13 protein-coding genes are annotated in these 15408 nt (G+C 74.0%); 7 read left to right on the top strand and 6 right to left on the bottom strand.

Going from position 1 to position 15408, the window contains the following annotated elements:
* Positions 1 to 57: 57 nt before the first annotated feature.
* The 3 genes from ACIQWR_RS05650 to ACIQWR_RS05660 all read left to right on the top strand — a co-directional run bounded on the left by ACIQWR_RS05650 (position 58) and on the right by ACIQWR_RS05660 (position 3563).
* Positions 58 to 465 (top strand): single-stranded DNA-binding protein, encoded by a 408-nt coding sequence (locus tag ACIQWR_RS05650; protein WP_385772799.1) that lies wholly within the window; start codon positions 58 to 60, stop codon positions 463 to 465.
* Positions 466 to 653: 188 nt separating this feature from the next.
* On the top strand, positions 654 to 1835 hold the full coding sequence (locus ACIQWR_RS05655) for a TQXA domain-containing protein (RefSeq protein WP_404005333.1): 1182 nt from the start codon (positions 654 to 656) through the stop codon (positions 1833 to 1835).
* A 189-nt stretch (positions 1836 to 2024) separates the two neighbouring features.
* Positions 2025 to 3563 carry a bifunctional phosphatase PAP2/diacylglycerol kinase family protein gene (locus ACIQWR_RS05660; RefSeq protein ID WP_404005335.1) on the top strand — a complete coding sequence of 513 codons (1539 nt, stop codon included), beginning with the start codon at positions 2025 to 2027 and terminating at the stop codon, positions 3561 to 3563.
* Between the two features lie 37 nt (positions 3564 to 3600).
* Here ACIQWR_RS05660 and ACIQWR_RS05665 read toward each other — a convergent pair whose 3' ends face one another.
* Positions 3601 to 4203 (bottom strand): hypothetical protein, encoded by a 603-nt coding sequence (locus tag ACIQWR_RS05665; protein ID WP_404005337.1) that lies wholly within the window; start codon positions 4201 to 4203, stop codon positions 3601 to 3603.
* 171 nt (positions 4204 to 4374) lie between these two features.
* On the opposite strand from ACIQWR_RS05665, the gene ettA reads away from it, so the two are divergent.
* From ettA to ACIQWR_RS05680, 3 genes are read left to right on the top strand one after another with little or no spacing between them, the layout of a single operon-like run.
* A complete protein-coding gene (ettA, locus tag ACIQWR_RS05670) occupies positions 4375 to 6039 on the top strand; it encodes an energy-dependent translational throttle protein EttA (protein WP_404005338.1) in 1665 nt (554 codons plus the stop codon).
* Positions 6040 to 6058: 19 nt separating this feature from the next.
* Positions 6059 to 6514 carry a thioesterase family protein gene (locus ACIQWR_RS05675; RefSeq protein WP_354380305.1) on the top strand — a complete coding sequence of 152 codons (456 nt, stop codon included), beginning with the start codon at positions 6059 to 6061 and terminating at the stop codon, positions 6512 to 6514.
* On the top strand, positions 6511 to 7221 hold the full coding sequence (locus ACIQWR_RS05680; RefSeq protein WP_404005339.1) for a hypothetical protein: 711 nt from the start codon (positions 6511 to 6513) through the stop codon (positions 7219 to 7221). Before ACIQWR_RS05675 ends, ACIQWR_RS05680 begins: the two co-directional genes overlap by 4 nt.
* A 13-nt stretch (positions 7222 to 7234) precedes the next feature.
* Here the strand turns inward: ACIQWR_RS05680 and ACIQWR_RS05685 are convergent, their stop codons facing one another.
* Positions 7235 to 7639 carry a globin gene (locus ACIQWR_RS05685; RefSeq protein WP_385772811.1) on the bottom strand — a complete coding sequence of 135 codons (405 nt, stop codon included), beginning with the start codon at positions 7637 to 7639 and terminating at the stop codon, positions 7235 to 7237.
* Positions 7640 to 7762: 123 nt separating this feature from the next.
* Here ACIQWR_RS05685 and ACIQWR_RS05690 point away from each other — a divergent pair, with 123 nt between their 5' ends.
* Complete coding sequence (locus tag ACIQWR_RS05690; protein ID WP_404005340.1) at positions 7763 to 8767, top strand: methyltransferase domain-containing protein; 1005 nt, start codon at positions 7763 to 7765, stop codon at positions 8765 to 8767.
* Here ACIQWR_RS05690 and ACIQWR_RS05695 read toward each other — a convergent pair.
* Genes ACIQWR_RS05695 through ACIQWR_RS05710 form a run of 4 tightly spaced genes read right to left on the bottom strand, consistent with a single transcriptional unit; the run spans position 8748 to position 15407 of the window.
* Entirely contained in the window at positions 8748 to 9701 is a 954-nt protein-coding gene (locus tag ACIQWR_RS05695) for an FHA domain-containing protein (RefSeq protein WP_404005341.1), read from the bottom strand. The genes ACIQWR_RS05690 and ACIQWR_RS05695 overlap by 20 nt on opposite strands.
* A gap of 34 nt (positions 9702 to 9735) precedes the next feature.
* Positions 9736 to 11067: a VWA domain-containing protein gene (locus ACIQWR_RS05700; RefSeq protein ID WP_404005342.1), complete on the bottom strand. Its 1332-nt coding sequence runs from the start codon at positions 11065 to 11067 to the stop codon at positions 9736 to 9738.
* A 44-nt stretch (positions 11068 to 11111) separates the two neighbouring features.
* Complete coding sequence (locus ACIQWR_RS05705) at positions 11112 to 12581, bottom strand: PP2C family protein-serine/threonine phosphatase (RefSeq protein WP_404005344.1); 1470 nt, start codon at positions 12579 to 12581, stop codon at positions 11112 to 11114.
* A 3-nt stretch (positions 12582 to 12584) separates the two neighbouring features.
* The gene (locus ACIQWR_RS05710) at positions 12585 to 15407 is read right to left on the bottom strand and encodes a tetratricopeptide repeat protein (RefSeq protein ID WP_404005770.1); all 2823 of its coding nucleotides are present in this window, start codon (positions 15405 to 15407) and stop codon (positions 12585 to 12587) included.
* Between the last annotated feature and the right edge of the window lies 1 nt (position 15408).

Below are 15408 nucleotides of genomic sequence, written 5' to 3' on the forward strand. Positions count from 1 at the left end.
TGCTGAATCACCGCGACGGCCGGTGGACGAGGGCGAAGGTGAAGGGGAGGGGCGGGGATGAACGACACCCTGGTGACGTTGGTGGGGAATGTGGCGACGGGGATGGACTACCGGGAGTCGCCGAACGGAGCAGTGGTCAGATTCCGGTTCGCGGTGACCCCGCGCTACTGGGACCGGCAGCGGGAGAGCTGGAAGGACGGTTCGACCAGCTTCTACACGGTGTGGGCGAGGCGGGCGCTCGCCGTCAACCTGGCGGGGTCGGTCGCCTCGGGGGAACCGCTGGTGGTGCACGGGCGTCTGCGGGTGCGGGACGAGGAGGGGGACGGGGACGGCAAACGCTGGGTCTCGGCGGAGATCGACGCGGTCGCCATCGGGCACGACCTCAATCGCGGGACCTCGGCCTTCCGACGCATCGTCCGCACGGACGCCGTACTGACGGAAGCTCAGAAGGCGGCGGTGGGTTGAGTGTTCGAGGCCGCTAGGATTCCACGGAACTCACGGGCACCTGGGTCTATGGCCCGGAGGGGAAGACTGTGTCGATCGCCGTTCCCGCATCCTCTGCTGCATCTGCTGAACCTGCTGAACCTGCTGCGTCCACTGAACCGGCCGATTCGGGGGGCGGGCTGCGGGCCGCCGCGCGGAGACCGCTCGCCATGGCACTGCTGGCCGCTGCGCTCGCCACCGCGCCGGGCACCGCGGCCGCCGCGGGGACGGACGGCGGGGGCGCCCGGCCGCAGGAGGGCGCGAGCGCCGTGCTGGACGGGTTGAAGACCTACGGGCAGGCGGTCCTGCGCACGCAGGACGGCGGGGTGCAGCAGATCCCGGCCGGGTTGTACGAGATGCGGGTCGACGGCGGCGGGATGCTCCAGACGTACGGGGTCGGCCTGGCCGGCTTCGCGCAGCCGCAGGCGCACTACACCGAGACCGCGTGGAGCCGCAGTCCGCTCGGCGGGCACAGCGACGCGGGCCGGATCCGCTGGGTGTTGGAGCACTCCTACCCCCAGTTGAACGACCTGACCGGACTGGCCAAGGCCGCCGGGGCCGGGTCGCTCACCGCCGAGAGCGCGGCGGCCGGGACCCAGGTGGCGATCTGGCGGCTGGCCGACGGTGCGCAGGTGGAGGCGTCCGATCCGGAGGCGGAGAAGCTGGCCGACTACCTCCAGCGGGTCGCGGGGCAGCTGCCGGAGCCGCCGGCCTCGTTGGGCCTGGATCCCGGGGAGGTGTCCGGGCCGGTGGGCAGCAAGATCGGTCCCGTCACCGTCCGGACCGGCGCGCAGAGCGTGACGGTCACCCCGGACGCGGCGGCCGTGGCGATGGGCGTGCGGGTGGTGGACGCCGACGGGCAGCCGGTCACCACCGCGGGGAACGGCAGCAGGCTGTTCTTCGAGGTCCCGGCGGGCACTCCCGACGGAGTGGCCTCGGTGACCGTGCAGGGCGCGATGAGGGTCCCGGTGGGCCGGGTCTTCACGAGCGGGGAGCAGACCCAGGCACTGATCGTCGCGGGGTCGAGCGAGTCCTCGGCCTCGGCCGTGGCCACCGCGGTGTGGCCGACCCGGGTGGTTCGGGTGCCGGCCGACGGCCAGCGGGCCCAGGGCTCGGCCGGGACGTCCGTGGGGCCGCCGACCGGTGCGACCCGGTCCACGACGGGGACCACGGGGCTCACCGACGAGGAGCGGCTGGCGGCCAGCGGGAGCTCCGCGGCCACCCCGGTGATCGCCGGGCTGGCGGTGGGCCTGGTGGTGCTGGGCGGCATGGTCGTCCTGCTGCTGCGCAAGCGGCCGCTGGAGGAGGACGGGATCGGTGCTCCGGCCCGGCCGGAGGACGACGGCGCGTAGACCCGTACCGGGATCGGGCCGGCTCGTACCCGGCGGCCCGTACCCGTACCCGTACCCGTACCCGTACCCGTACCCGTACCCGTACCCGTACCCGTAGTCCGACCGGCCCCGCCCGGCCCGTCGCTCGTGCGGGGGGCCGTTCGGTGGGCGAGGCTGGTTCGAAAGGGGATCGGCGGGTAAGGGCGTGGAATGGTTGATCAGGAACTGACCTGGCAAGGAGCGGTCGCCCGGGGCGACCGCGCGCTGTTCGACGTGGTGGCCCGCAGACACTGGCCCGGGGCCGACCGGGTGTTGCCCCGACTCGGCCGGGCCGCCAATCACGGGGTGCTGTGGGCCGGTGCGGCCTCGGCGCTGGCGGTGTTCGGCTCGGCCCGGGCCCGGCGCGGGGCGGTGCGCGGAATGGCCTCGCTCGCGCTCGCCTCCGCCACCATCAACACCGTCGGCAAGTGGTCGGTCCGCCGGACCAGGCCATTGCTGGAGGGCGTGCCCGCCGCGCGACAGCTGGCCCGGCAGCCCCGGACCACCTCCTTCCCCTCCGGGCACGCGGCCTCCGCCTTCGCCTTCGCCTCCGGGCTGGCGCTGGAGTCGCCCGGCTGGGGCGTCGTCGCGCTCCCGGTGGCGGCCTCCGTGGCCTTCTCCCGGGTGTACACGGGGGTGCACTATCCGACCGACGTCCTGACCGGGGCGGCGCTCGGCGTGGCCGCGGGGTGCACCGTCAGGTGGCTGGCCCGGGACATCGAGCGCCGGCGGGTCTCGCCGGGCAACGAGCGTCCGGCGGCCGACGCCCCCGCGCTGGCGGACGGCGAGGGGCTCACGGTGATCGTCAACCAGGGGTCGGGGACCGCCGCCGAGGCCGGGCTCGACCTGGTCCGGGAGCGCCTGCCCAAGGCCGAGCTGATCGAGTGCGAAGGGCCCGACCTGCCCGCCGAGCTGGCCGCGGCGGCCGCGCGCAGCGCCGTGCTCGGGGTGTGCGGTGGCGACGGCACGGTGAACGCCGCCGCCACCGCCGCGCTGCGGGCCGGGGTGCCGCTCGCCGTGTTCCCGGGCGGGACCCTGAACCACTTCGCGCTCGACCTCGGGCTCGCCGGAGTCGAGGACACCTGCCGCGCGGTGGCCGCGGGCCACGCCGTCAAGGTGGGCGTGGGCCGCTTCACGCCCGGTCCGGCCCGGGCGGAACCGGCCGACGAGCCGGGCGCCGCCCCGGTGCCCGCGCCCGGTGCGACCGGCCGGGAGGAGTTCGGGTACTTCCTGAACAACTTCAGCATCGGCGCGTACCCGGAGCTGCTCGGCCACCGGCTGCGCTGGGGACCCCGGATCGGTGGCGGGCCCGCCGCGGTGCTGGCCTCCTGGAAGGTGCTGCGCGCCGAGCGCCCGGTGCGCATGCGCCTGGCCGGGCGGAGCCGGGCCGTCTGGCTGCTCTTCGCGGGCAACGGGACCTACCAGGGCAGCGGCCCGACCCCGCGGTACCGGACGAGCCTCGGCGAAGGGCTGCTCGACGTACGCCTCGTCTTCGGCGGCGGGCGCCCCGGTCCGCGGCTGCTGGCCGCCGCCCTCGCGGGCCCGCTCACGCGCTCGCCCGTCCACACGGCGACCCGGCTGCGCAGCCTGCGGATCTCGCAGGTCCCGGAGGGCACCCCGCTCGCCTACGACGGCGAGTACGCGCTGGCCCCCGGAGCCTTCGTCCTGGACGAGCTCCCCGACGCCCTCACCGTCTACCGCCCGCGCTGACACCCGCGCCGACACCCGCACCGGGGCCGCCGGCGGGTCACACCCCCGCCGGCCCCGTGCCCGCCGCGTCCGCGTCCGCGCCCGGTGCACCGACCCGCGGCGCCGGGTCCGCGCCGAGGCCGGTGCGCATCGCCGTGCGGACGGTGTCCCAGCGGTCCCGCAGGCCCAGTAGCTCCGCGTGGACGTCCTCGAAGGAGACGGCGGGGTCCTGGGAGCCCAGGCGCAGCACCCGGCTGTAGATCCGGGCCAGTACGTCCGTCAGCCGGTCCAGCTCCCCGAGCACCTCCCCGGACGCGATCATCTGGGCCTCGGCGAAGGCGGCGTGGTGCCCGTGCCGGGCCTCCTCCAGCGCCGTCCGCTCCGCCGGGGTGACCTCGTCGTCCCGCACCAGCCACAGGAAGGTCATCAGGGAGATCCGGTAGCGGCGGTAGGCGGCGCCCGCCGCGATGTAGCAGTCCCGCCGCAGGCCCAGCTCCGCGACCTCCCGCTCGCGCAGCCACTGCGCGTGCGCGGCCCGCTGCTGCCGCTCGAACTGGTCCGACTGCACCCGGGCCAGCATCCGCTGCGACAAGGCGGTGGCCAGCAGGGTCCCGGCCACCCCCACGACCGCCGCGGCCAGTGCCACCAGTCCGTTGTCCACGCCGATTCCCCCGCCCCCGGAGCCCCCGGTGTTCCCCGATGTCAGAGCCATCCTGCCGTGCGGCGACTGGGCTCGGGGGCGGCCGCGGCACCCTTCTCGTTTCCCCCCGGGGGTGGACGCCTGGCAAGATGGGGTGTATCTGCCCACCATCGATCTGCCGGACGGTTTCTCTTGGCTGAGTTCATCTACACCATGCGCAAGACGCGCAAGGCGCACGGCGACAAGGTGATTCTTGATGACGTCACCCTGAACTTCCTGCCCGGCGCGAAGATCGGTGTGGTCGGCCCGAACGGCGCCGGTAAGTCCACCGTCCTGAAGATCATGGCGGGGCTGGAGCAGCCGTCCAACGGCGAGGCGTACCTGTCTCCCGGCTTCACCGTCGGCATCCTCATGCAGGAGCCCAAGCTCGACGAGTCGAAGACCGTCCTGGAGAACGTCCAGGACGGCGCCGCCGAGATCATGGGCAAGCTGAAGCGCTTCAACGAGGTCGCCGAGGAAATGGCGACCGACTACACCGACGCGCTCATGGACGAGATGGGCAAGCTCCAGGAGATCCTGGACCACGCCAACGCCTGGGACCTCGACGCCCAGCTGGAGCAGGCCATGGACGCCCTGGGCTGCCCGCCCGGCGACTGGCCCGTCACGAACCTCTCCGGTGGCGAGAAGCGCCGCGTCGCGCTCTGCAAGCTGCTGATCGAGGCCCCGGACCTGCTCCTCCTCGACGAGCCCACCAACCACCTCGACGCCGAGTCGGTGAACTGGCTGGAGCAGCACCTTTCGCAGTACAAGGGCTGCGTCATCGCCGTCACCCACGACCGGTACTTCCTGAACAACGTCGCCGAGTGGATCCTCGAACTCGACCGCGGCCGCGCCATCGCCTACGAGGGCAACTACTCCACGTACCTGGAGAAGAAGTCCACCCGCCTCCAGGTCGAGGGCCGCAAGGACGAGAAGCGCCAGAAGCGCCTCAAGGAAGAGCTGGAGTGGGTCCGCTCCAACGCCAAGGGCCGCCAGACCAAGTCCAAGGCCCGTCTCGCCCGCTACGAGGAGATGGCGGCCGAAGCGGACAAGATGCGGAAGCTGGACTTCGAGGAGATCCAGATCCCGCCGGGCCCGCGTCTGGGCTCGATCGTGGTCGAGGTCAACAACCTCAACAAGGCGTTCGGTGACAAGGTCCTCATCGACGACCTGTCCTTCACGCTGCCGCGCAACGGCATCGTCGGCATCATCGGTCCGAACGGCGCGGGCAAGACCACGCTGTTCAAGATGATCCAGGGCCTGGAGGAGCCGGACTCCGGCTCCGTCAAGGTCGGCGAGACCGTCAAGATCTCGTACGTCGACCAGAGCCGCGCCAACATCGACCCCAAGAAGTCCCTCTGGGCGGTCGTGTCGGACGAGCTGGACTACATCAACGTGGGCCAGGTCGAGATGCCGTCCCGCGCGTACGTCAGCGCCTTCGGCTTCAAGGGTCCGGACCAGCAGAAGGCCGCCGGCATCCTCTCCGGTGGTGAGCGCAACCGCCTCAACCTGGCGCTGACGCTCAAGGAGGGCGGCAACCTGCTGCTCCTCGACGAGCCCACCAACGACCTCGACGTCGAGACCCTCTCCTCGCTCGAGAACGCGCTCCTGGAGTTCCCGGGTGCGGCCGTGGTCATCTCCCACGACCGCTGGTTCCTGGACCGGGTCGCGACGCACATCCTCGCCTACGAGGGCGAGTCCAAGTGGTACTGGTTCGAGGGCAACTTCGAATCGTACGAGAAGAACAAGGTCGAGCGGCTCGGCGCGGACGCGACCCGTCCGCACCGCGCCACGTACAAGAAGCTCACCCGCGGCTGAGACTGAGGCTGAGACAAGCATGGCCAGACACCTCTACCGGTGCCCCTTGCGCTGGTCGGACATGGACTCCTTCGGGCACGTGAACAACGTGGTCTTCCTCCGCTACCTGGAGGAAGCCCGGATCGACTTCATGTTCCGGCTGGCGCCGGGGGAGGGCAGCGAATCCTTCACGGGCGGTTCCGTCGTGGCCCGCCACGAGATCGACTACAAGCTGCCCCTCGTGCACCGTCACGAGCCGGTCCTCATCGAGTCCTGGGTGACCCGGATAGGCGCCGCGTCCCTGACCATCGGTTACGAGGTCAAGGACGTGGCGGAGGGCGACCGGCCCGAGCAGGTCTACGTACGGGCCTCGACCGTGGTCGTGCCCTACAACCTCGCCGAGGGGCGGCCCCGCCGCATCACGGCCGAGGAGAAGCACTTCCTGCAGAAGTACCTCGACGAGCCCACGGGCCCGGAAGGGGCCGTCGCGGCATGAGCGAACGGCTGTGCCTCGCCGATTCCGGGGAGGCGGCGGACCTCGCCGCCTTCCTGGGCCGGCTCGTGCACTACGACCGGGCCGCCGCGGTCCGCCTCCAGGTGGGCGGCGGGGCGCTCGCCGTCTTCGGCCGCCCGCCGTCCTTCGAGGTACTGGCGATCCGCACGGCCCGGCTCGCGGAGCCGCTGGCCGTGCCGCTGGACCGGACCGTCTCCGCCGGGGAACTCCTGGAGGCGATCGACGAGGCTTCGGGCAGCGCGATCGTGCCCGCGGCCGTCACCGGGCCGCCCTGGACGGGCGTACTGCCGCCCCGCGGCGGCTGGCGGCAGGTGCCGGGGCTGCCCGGCGCCGAGGCGATGCGCGCGGCCGTGGCCGTGGCCGTCGCCGAGTTCCGCGCCCGCGACGAGGCCCTGCCCGCCGCGCACCGGACCCGCGCCGAGCGCGACCGGATCGGCCGGGAGATCTGGTCCCGCACCCTGGGCGAAACGGCCCTGCCGCTGCGCGCCGTGCACGCCGCGCAGTCCCTGGGTTTCCTGCGGCCGGTACGGTCCACCGTGCCCCCGCAGCCCGCCGTGCCCGACGCCCCGGCGCCCGTGGCGCTGCTGGCCTGCGGGAGCTGGCTGCGGCTGCGCACCCCGTACGGTTCCGTCGTCACCCGGCGCCCGGGCGAGGGCGGCCTGGGCGCGCTCCAGGTCCGCCCCGTCTAGGTGATGGACCGGCTCAGCCCTCGGTGTTGATCATCGAGGCGGCGGCGTACGTCACGTAGCGCCACAGCTGGGCCTCGTGCTCCGGCGCCAGGCCCAGCTCGTCGATCGCGTCCCGCATGTGCCGCAGCCACGCGTCGTGCGCCGCCCGGTCCACCTGGAACGGGGCGTGCCGCATGCGCAGGCGCGGGTGGCCGCGGTCGTCGCTGTAGGTGGTCGGACCGCCCCAGTACTGCATCAGGAACAGCGCGAAGCGCTCCTCGGCGGGGCCCAGGTCGGCCTCCGGGTACATCGGACGCAGCAGCGGGTCCTCGGCGACCCCCTGGTAGAAGCGCCGGACCAGGCGGCGGAAGGTCTCCTCGCCGCCGACCTGCTCGTAGAAAGTCTGCTCCTGAAGGGTGCTCCGCGGAATCTCGTTCACCTGACCATCGTCTCAGACGCCCGGACGGAGGACCCCGGTCCTAGGACCATCGGACGCCCCGCCCGTGCGCGGTCGATGCGCGGCCGACGGGCGGCGCCGCGGCGTCGGCAGCACAGTGGAACCATGGGCGGCACGGAGACCAGAGCGACCCGGGACCTGCGGGAGACGGCCCACTCGGCCCAGGTGCGGGAGCTGACCGCGGCCGGGGTGCTGACCGACCCCGCCTGGCTGGCGGCCTTCGCCGCCGTGCCCCGGCACGTCTTCGTCCCCTTCTTCTGGACCGGCCGCGGCGCGGGCCACGAGCGGCTCTGGGCCGAGGACCCCGATCCCGAGCACCGGGCCCGCTGGCTGCGCGGGGTCTACACGGACGCCCCGCTCGCGACCCGGCTGCGCGACGGCGAGCTGGTGTCTTCCAGCAGCCAGCCCTCCCTCATGGCGCGGATGCTGGACGCGCTGGAGGTCCGGGACGGGAACAACGTGCTGGAGATCGGCGCCGGCACCGGTTACAACGCCGCGCTGCTGTGCCACCGGCTCGGCGAGGACCTGGTCACCACGGTCGATCTGGACGAGGAGATCACCGAATCCGCCCGGGCCCACCTCGCGCTGCTCGGCTACAACCCGGCCGTGGTCACCGGCGACGGGGCGCGCGGATGCCCGGCCCGGGGGCCCTTCGACCGGATCATCGTCACCTGCACCCTGCCGCTGATCCCGGCGTCCTGGCTGCCCCAGTGCCGCCCTGGCGCGCGCGTGCTGGCGCCGCTGTCGACGGGGCTGATCGCGCTGCGGGTGCGGGACGCGGGCTTCGCGGAGGGGCGGTTCCTGCACACCTCGGCGTACTTCGTCCCGCTGCGCGGAGCGGGGGCCTCGCCCCCGTGGGTGGCGGGCGGGCTCCCGTACGAGCTGCTGGAGAACGAGCGCTTCCAGTTCATGCTGATCCTCACGGCGGGCGTGCTGCACCCCCGCGAGGCCCTGGACCTGTGGCGCCGCGAGGACCGCCCGCCGCGCGAGCGCTTCGGCGTGACGGTCACCGACGAGGGCCAGTGGTCCTGGCTGGACGACCCCCAGGGACCGTACGTCTGGCCCCTGGGAGGCTACGCGGAGGCCGGTCCTAGCCCCGGCGGACGGTGACCGTGGTCCAGGCGCCGACGTGGACGCGGTCGCCGTCGCGCAGCGGGACCGGGACGTAGGGCTGGATCGGATCCTCGCCGCCGTTGATGTAGGTGCCGTTGGTGGAGTTCTGGTCCACCACGGCCCAGCTGCCGTCGGGCTGCTGGACCAGGACCGCGTGGGCGTGCGAGACGCCCGGGTCCTCCGGGGGCACCGACAGGTCGACGTCCGGGGACTCGCCGGTGGAGGCGCGGCGGCGGCCGATGGTGATCTGGCCGCCGGACAGCGGGAGGTGCTGCTCCGGTGAGTACGCGGGCAGGTTGAGCCCCGAGGCCTCGGGGCCGCTGCGCTGCATCATGGCCATGAAGTACGACCGGTCGGGCCCGATCGTCGCGGTCCAGGCGCCGCCCTGGGGCGGGATCGGGACCTGCTCGGGCTGCTGGTACGTCGGGCGGTACTCGGCCTGCGGCTGCGGCGGTTGCTCCTGCACCGGCGGCGGCAGCACCCAGTCGTCCTCGCGCTGCAAGGACTCGGCGGGCCGGTTGACCTGCGAGGGGCGCGAATCGCGGTACTCGTAGGGGTCCTGGGCGTACGAGGCCTCCGCGGTCGGCAGCGGCTGCGCGCCCGTGGTCCCGGCCGGACCGGGACCACGGACCGGGGCGGGCCCGGGGGTGGTCGCCGGGTTCGGGGCGATCGGCGTGTACGAGGTCGCCGTCCGGGTCAGGAAGTTGAAGCGGCACTCCTCGCAGTACGGGGCCATCGCCTCGCGCGGGGTCCGGCACTGCGGGCACAGCTCCGCCTGCGCGGTGGGCTCGCCCCCGGCCATCGGGAAGCTGCCGTAGTCGTAGGAGGGCGGCGCCGGAGGCTCGTGGCCACCCGCGGGGGCCATGCGGTGACCGCATACTTCGCACCAGTCGTCGGAGACCGATTGGTGCCCGTTCGGGCAGGTCGGCATGTCGGCCGTTCCCCCTTCTCCCTGCGTCGGGACGTCAGTTTCGCTTCACTCGAACGGTCTGCGTCGACCGCGTTTCGAGGGTCATCTCGTCGGCGTCGGCGACCTTCGCCTTCAGCCGCACAGTACCCGCAGCGACATCCACGACATCCACCACCTTTGCCAGCAGTTTCGCAGTGTCCTCGTTCCCGGACACACCGGCCAGCTGCACGGCACGGCCGAGTTTGGCGGTGGCGCCGTCTATATCGCCCAGTTTGCGTGCTTCCAGGCCCTGCTGGATGACCTCGGCCAGCTCGGCCTGGCCGGTGTAGTGGGCCACCTGCGCGTTGATGGCGGTGGAGGCGGCCAGGTCGTCCGTCCACACCGCGCGGACCAGCCCCTGGGACTCGGAGAGCGTCGTGGCCGCCTCGCCCTCCCGGCCAGGCAGGACCAGGGAGACCCGGGAGGCGAGCATCTCCTGGCCGACGGAGGCGCCGGGCACCCGGACGCAGACGTGGTACTCGCGGGACTCGTCGCCCCAGGAACCCGTCGGGTAGTCACCGGCGCGCGGGCCCGCCGCGGTGCGGCGGTCGGTCAGGTCCTGCACGGCGGGCGCGACCTGCTTGACGTACTGGATCTCCGCGCCGACCGGGCTCCACAGCCGCAGCGCGACGTCGGCGACCTCCTTGCCCATGACGTTCTCCATCATGAGCGTGAAGTCCTCGGCCAGGTGGGCCGGATCGGCCACGATGTCGGCGGTGCCGAGCAGCGCGCTCGCGATGCCGGTCACCTCCTTGACCTCCCAGTCGGTGCCCACCCCGCGGGCGTCGCAGGTGAACCGCCCGGCGCAGGCGTCGAGGGTGGTGCGCAGCAGCTCCGGGCTCTCGTGCTCGTTTCGGCCGTCGGTCAGCAGGATGCCGTGCCGGATGGTGGCGGGGGACTGGCGGAGCAAGCCGTCGGCGAGGCGCAGCCAGGTGCCGATGGCGGTGCCGCCGCCGGGGGTGAGGGCGTCGAGGGCGCCCTTGGCCTGGGCGCGCGTGACCGGGTCCGCGACCGCGAGGCGGCCCTGGCCGGGATAGACCTCCCGGGCCACGTGCGTACCGGCTATCACGGCGAAGGAGGTCCCGTCGTGCAGGGTGTCGATCGCGGCCGCCGTGGCCTCCCGGGCGCCGGTCATCTTGGCGGGCGGGTACGCCATGGAACCCGAACAGTCGACCATGATCACGACGGCTGCGCCGCTGCCCGGGGTCGCGACGCGGGTCGCGGCCGCGCCGCCGGTGGACGTGACCGTCACGATCGCGTGCACGTCGTGCCCGCCCACCGGGAGGAACTCGTTCTGGTACACCTCCACGGTGAAGCGCGGTGCGCTCGGCTTGGCGAAGTTCGCCATCAGGACGGTCTCCTCGGGTGTGCGGCGGGCTGGTTGGCGGGAGGTCAGGCGGCGGGTGCGGCGGCCGCCTCGGGCACGGCGAAGGGCACGACGGCCACGGTCACGTTGTCGTGGCCGCCGCCGTCCAGGGCGTGGCCGACGAGCACCTGTGCGCTGTGCAGCGGTCGGGCGGCGGCATCGGCGGGCAGTACCCGGGCCATGTCCTGTGCGGATTCGGCGTAGTTCCAGAGTCCGTCGGTGCAGACGACCACGACGCCGGGCCGGTCGGGCTTGAAGGCGACGGTGTGCGGCTCCAGTTCGTACGCGTCGGCGCCGAGCCAGCCGGTGATGGCGTGGGCGCGGACGTCGGCGTAGGCCTCGGCCTCGTTCATCAGACCCGCCGCGACCATCTGGGCCGCCCAGGAGTCGTCCTCGGTGAGGCGGGCGGGCGGGGCGGAGCGGTCGTCGGGCACCCAGTACGCGCGGCTGTCGCCGACCCAGCCGATGATCAGCAGCCCGCCCGCCGTGACCGCGCCGACGAGGGTGCAGGCGGGGGCGTTCTGTGCGCCGGGGACCTCGGGGGCCAGGGCGTTGACGGCGGTGGCGGCGGCCAGGATCGCCTCGTGCATGGCCTGTTGGGGCAGTGCGCCGCGGGGCAGCGCGTCCAGCAGGGCCTCGTTGGCGGCCACGGCCGCGGCGGCTGAGGCCTCGTCGGGGCGGCTGGCCGAGGACACGCCGTCGCAGACGATGGCGACGGTCGCGGCGCTGCCGTCGGGCAGCGCGGTGGCCGCGACCGCGAAGGAGTCCTCGTTGCGGTGGTGGCGCAGGCCGCGGTCGCTGACGGCGGCGACGCTGCCGAGCTCCTCTTCGAGGTGGTCCCGCTCGCGGGGCTGGGCGTGGCCGCAGTGCTCGCAGTAGCCGTCGGTGTCGACGCGGCCCGCGCGGCAGGCGACGCAGGTCTTGCCGGTCGGCTCGCCGCCGGGGCCGGTCCCCGCCGCGGGCGCGGGCGGAGCGGCAGCCGGAGCCGGAGCCGCACTGCTTCCGGGGTGGTCGGTGGTCGCCCCGTCGGGCGCGGCGACGCCCCACCCGGCGGGCTCGTCGACGAGGGTCGGCACGGGCGCGGTGGCCCCGGCCGTGGCCGACCATCCCGCGCCGTACCCGGCGCTCCCCGCGGCCGCCTCGGCACGGGAAGCGGAAGCAGAACCGGAAGCAGAACCGGAACCGGAGGCAGAGCCGGAAGCGGCCGTCTGCCCGGGCGGGTACGGCGCCGGCGCCGGCGCGGGCGCGGGCGCCGGGCCCGCGACGTGCGACGCGTCGGACCAGCCCGCGGGGCCCGAGGGCTCCGGCGTGCCGGCCGACGGCGGGAAGTCGGTCCGGGCCGCCGCCCGGCCGGGGGGCGTCAGGGCGACCGTCGGGTGGTCGTCCGGGGGCGGGGGGTCCGCGGACAGGGCGTATCCGCAGACCCCGCAGAAGAGGTCACCCTCTTCCAGCGGTTCCGCACAGCTGGGGCAGCCCGACGGCCGATGCATCGACATCACTCACACCCACGTCCGTGGACGGAAACGGTTTGCCCGTTCCACCAGTTCGATCCTCTCCTCGCCCCGCTGCGCCAGACGGGCCAGGACCCGGTAGGAGCGTTCCAGGCCGAAGCGCAGCCCCCGCTCGTCCAGTTGGCTGCCGAGCAGCGAGGTCCGGCCGGGGTCAGGACCCCGGCTACCCGACAGTACCCAGTCGAGCGCCGAGCCCAGAACCTCCGCCGTCAGCACCTCGTAGCGCACGGCGTCCAGACCGAACCGTCGCAGCGCCTCCACCTGCCCGGAGGCCGCCCGCAGATCGTCCAGGAGCGGCTCCTCGGGGGAGCGGTCGCGCAAGCGTGCCCGTACGGCCGCCACCCGCGCGGCCGTGTAGTGGATGGACGACTCCGGTACGGATTCCAGGGTCCGCACGGCCGCGACCCGGTCCCCGGCGGCCAGCTGGACCCGGGCCAGCCCGAAGGCCGCGCTCACGAAGCCCGGGTCGGTGACCCAGACCAGGCTGTAGTACTCGGCGGCATTGTCCAACTGGCCCAGGACCTCCGCGCACAGGCCCAGCGCCAGCTTCGGCGCGGGCTCGCCGGGGAAGGCGTCGTAGATCGCGTCGAAGGACAGCGCCGCTATTTCGTCGTCCCCGGTGGCCAGGGAGGCGATCCCGCGCGCCCACACCACCCGCCAGTCGTCGGGGTGGTGGACCTCCAGATCGTTCAGGGTCTCGCCCGCCACGGCGAGTTCGCCCAGCTCCAGGTGGGCCCGCAGCGCGCGCAGCCGCAGCTCGGCGGATTCGGCGGGCGCCGCCCCCAGCGCCCCCAGCAGGTCGGCGGGCGCGGACGCCAGCAGCGCGGCCAGGAAACCGGCATTGGGGTCCGCCGGGTCCACCAGCGGCACCGGCAGGGCCAGCGCGGTGCCCCGGGCGTCCAGCCCGGCGAGCGCCGCGGATCCGGGCACCCCGGCGGGGTACGCCCGTACGGCCGGCGGGGCCACGAGCGGGGCGGCCCGTGGCGCCGGAACGGACGCCCCGGCCGGATCCGGTCGCACGGCGACCTGGAGGTTCCCCGGGCCGCCCGTCATGTGCGTGGCCGTCGTCGCCAGCGCGGGCACCGGGGTGGCGCCCATGACCGGCACCACGGAGCCCACGACGGACACCGCGGCGGCCGGGGCGGTCGCCGTCACCGCGGACACCGCGCCGTGGCCGCTCCCCGCGCCCACCGCCGCGGCGGGCGCCGGGCGGCGCCGGCCGAAGAGTCCGCCGCGCCGCGAGGACACGTCCCGCGCGCCGAGGCGGGACACCGCGGCCCCGGCCTCCTCGGCGAACAACAGGGTGTCGGTGACCTGCACCTCCGGCGCGAACAGGGTGGACAGCTGCGGTCGCGGCCGGCCCGTCTGGAGCGCGACCACCTCCCGCAGCACGCCCGTCAGCTGGTCGGCCATCTCCAGCGCCGAGGCGAACCGCCGACCCGGATCCGGGTCGGTGGCCCGCACCAGCAGGCGGTAGAAGGACTCGTAGCGCCGGAAGACCTCGATGTGGTCGGGGTCCGGCAGGCTGTCCACGAAGACGTTCGTGTAGCCCTGGAAGTCGAAGGTCAGCACCGCCAGCGTGCGCGCGACGGTGTAGAGGTCGGAGGCCACCGAGGGCCCCAGCTCGGCGACTTCGGGCGCCTGGTAGCCGACCGTGCCGTAGATCGCCGATTCCTCGTCGTCCATCCGGCGGACCGCGCCCATGTCGATCAGCTTGAGCTGGTCGGCCTGCTGGATCGCGTTGTCGACCTTGAAGTCGCAGTACAGGAGGTTGCGGCTGTGCAGGTGGCCGAGCGCCTCCAGTGCCTCGATGCCGTACGCGCAGGCCTGCTCGACCGGCAGCGGGTCGCGCCGCCCGTCCGCTTGGCGCCGCTCGTTGGCGATCTCCTTGAGGGACTTGCCGCCGACGTACTCCATCACGATGTAGCCGTCCAGCGAGCCGGTCCGCTGGTCGAGGTGCTCGACGAAGTTGTAGATCCGCACGATGTTGGAGTGCTCGATCTCCGCCAGGAAGCGCCGCTCCGAGATGGCCGCGGCCATCGCGTCCTGGTCCCCGGTGTCCAGCAGGCCCTTGAGGACCACCCAGCGGTCCGAGACCGCCCGGTCCACGGCGAGGTACACCCAGCCCAGGCCGCCGTGCGCCAGGCAGCCCGCCACCTCGTACTGGCCGTGCACCACGTCGCCCGAGGCCAGCTTGGGCACGAAGGAGTAGGGGTGCCCGCACTTGGTGCAGAATCCCTCGGTCCGGCCCGGCCGGTCGCCGCGCGCCCGGCCGACCGGGGCCCCGCAGTCCGACTTCGAGCAGAACCGCTTGCGCTCCGGCACCTCCGGGTTCTCCAGCACCGCGGCCGAGGGATCGGGGCGCGGCACCTCCGGTACGGCCACCAGCCCGGCGCCGAGCCGCCCGCGGCCCGAAGGCCCGGACGCCGAGCCCGAACTGCGCACCGACACCGAACGGCTGGACGCGGCGGTCCCGGACAGGGCGCGCGAGAGCCGCCCCGAGACCGAACGCCGGGAGGACGAGGAGCGCGAGGACCGTGCGGAGCGGGCCGAGCCGGAACCGCGCGCCGAGGGCTGCGAGCCCTGGGAGCCGCGTGCTCCGACGCCCCGCGCCGCGCTGGTCATCCCGGTGGGCGGCGACACCAGCTCGGCGGCGCCGGCCGAGGCGGCTTCGGGCGAAGCGGCACCGGTCGAGGCGGCGGGCACCGCGCTCGGCAGCGGCGCCAGTCCGCAGGTGTCGCAGTACAGCTCCCCGCCGCCCATGTCCTCGTACGTGCCCGGGCAGCCGGGCCGGCCGCACGGGGTCCCGATC

Source organism: Streptomyces sp. NPDC098789 (assembly GCF_044759975.1).
GTDB lineage: Bacteria > Actinomycetota > Actinomycetes > Streptomycetales > Streptomycetaceae > Streptomyces.